General features: G+C 49.7%; 1 protein-coding gene and 1 pseudogene. Both read right to left on the bottom strand.

All coding sequences use genetic code 11. The features are described from left to right. Window positions 1–1,091, bottom strand: a 1,091-nt coding sequence (locus BM043_RS19760; RefSeq protein WP_245753085.1) for a DUF11 domain-containing protein, incomplete at its 3' end; no start/stop codon positions are given. Between the two features lie 84 nt (window positions 1,092–1,175). Beyond that, window positions 1,176–1,951, bottom strand: a pseudogene (locus tag BM043_RS19890) (DUF7507 domain-containing protein); the annotation flags it as partial.

Raw genomic sequence — 1,951 nt, 5'->3', positions numbered from 1 at the left:
AATTCCACATTGCCACTGTTGGTGATCACGTAGCTGTATTCAACCACGTCGCCCACTTCCATGTAGGTTCCGCCTAGTGTAATAGACTTGGCAATGCTCAGGGCTGGAGTGAGTTCAGCATACACCGTAGCGGTAGCCTCTTCAGTGTATTCATCGCTTCCAAAGTAGCCGCTTGCCGTAGCCGTGTTCACAATGCTTCCCGCATCCACGTCAGCCTGAGTCACCGTGTAGGTGTACGTATAAGTCGCGCTCGTTCCCGGTGCTAGGGTGAACGGACCAAAGCTCAGATCAAACAACGGATCAGATACTGTCACATCGGTCAGCGTCACATTGCCGTCGTTGGTCACCACAAAGGTGTATTCGATCTCCTGATCCAACACATAGAACTCTCCTTCTTCCACATCCGAAGTCTTGGTCAGGGCTATCGAAGGTGTCTGTTCAGTATACACCGTCTCAGTGGCCTCGTCAGTGTATTCATCGTTTCCAAAGTAACCGCTTGCCGTAGCCGTGTTCACAATGCTGCCCGCATCCACGTCAGCCTGAGTCACCGTGTAGATGTACGTATAAGTCGCGCTCGCTCCCGCGGCAAGTTCTGCTATCGGTCCGAAGCTTAAGTCAAACAACGGATCAGATACTGTCACATTAGTCAGCGGAACATTACCCGTGTTGGTCACCACAAAGGTGTATTCGATTTTCTCACCCAACACATACATGCCTTCCAAATCGGATTCTTTTGTAAGAGTCAACTCAGGCATAGGGGTCACATTCACCGTTTCATCATCGGAGAATTCGTATTCCTCATTTCCTGATATTACTTTAACAAATGCTGTATTGGTAAAGCTACCTTCAACCAAATCAGCTTCGGTAATTACATAGGTCGCCGTGTAGGTCCAGATCTCTCCAGGCTGCAACACCGGAGGATTCATTTCCCCGTTAAGCGGCACATAGGTAGGACCTGTTGTCGCCAATGGATCCAGTACCTGCATGAGGTTCCTGTTGATCGGCCAGTTGCCAATATTTTCCACTGTAATAGTGTAGGTGATCACATCACCCACCTTAGAGTAGGTCAACGGATCTTCTTTACCGTTCACCGCAACAGCAGTCTTGGTCACCTTCAGGTCAACAATCTTGAAGTCCTGCGTATCATCGTCGCTGTCGGTGTATGGTTGGTCATTGAAATAACCTGTAGCAGTAGCAGTATTAACAAAGGTACCTGAGATCAGCTCGGCCTCCGTGATCTCGTAATAACCCATCAGTGTCACCGTCTGACCCACTGTCAAGGTTCCGATTACACCTCCATTTTCAATCACCACCGCAGGGTTAAGATCGGTCACCACCACATCAAGCAAATCCACATTACCGGTATTGGCCACCACAAACTCATAGTTCACGCGGTCTCCAATTGTATAGAAACCATCACCGTTTGAGTCTTCGTATTGACCAGTTTTAGTGATGCTGATCGATGGATCATACACTGCAGTAATGGTCGCCTCGTCACTGTCAGATACCGATTGGGCCATTCCTTCCGCATCCGTATAGTCACCAGTAGCCGTGGCCGTGTTGGTGAAGCTTCCGTTGCTCAGATCGGCTTCCGTCGTGGTATAGGTGTACTTGAAGATCTCAGAAGCTCCCGGAGCCAGGCTCACAAGGGTACCGATCTCCACTTCTAGTGTCTCATCATACACCACCACATTGTACAGTGTCACATTGCCTTTGTTGGTCACCACAAAGGTGTATTCAATCTCCTCACCGGCTGTATAGTACTCGGATGGCTCGGCTGTTTTTGTCAGCTTGATCGCCGGAGTCTGATCCGCATTCGCAGTCTTATTGTCGGTGTCGGAGGTAACGGTATTGCTGCCGTAAGTCGTGCTGGCAGAAGCCGTGTTGGTCACGCTGCCCGCATTCAGATCCTCCTGGGTAATGGTATACGTAGCCGTTACGGTAACGCTTG

The sequence above is a fragment of the Algoriphagus hitonicola genome (genome assembly GCF_900113375.1).
Taxonomy (GTDB): Bacteria; Bacteroidota; Bacteroidia; order Cytophagales; family Cyclobacteriaceae; genus Algoriphagus; species Algoriphagus hitonicola.
Note: the sequence above shows the minus strand (reverse complement) of the source record. Positions and strands in the feature narration are given on the sequence as shown.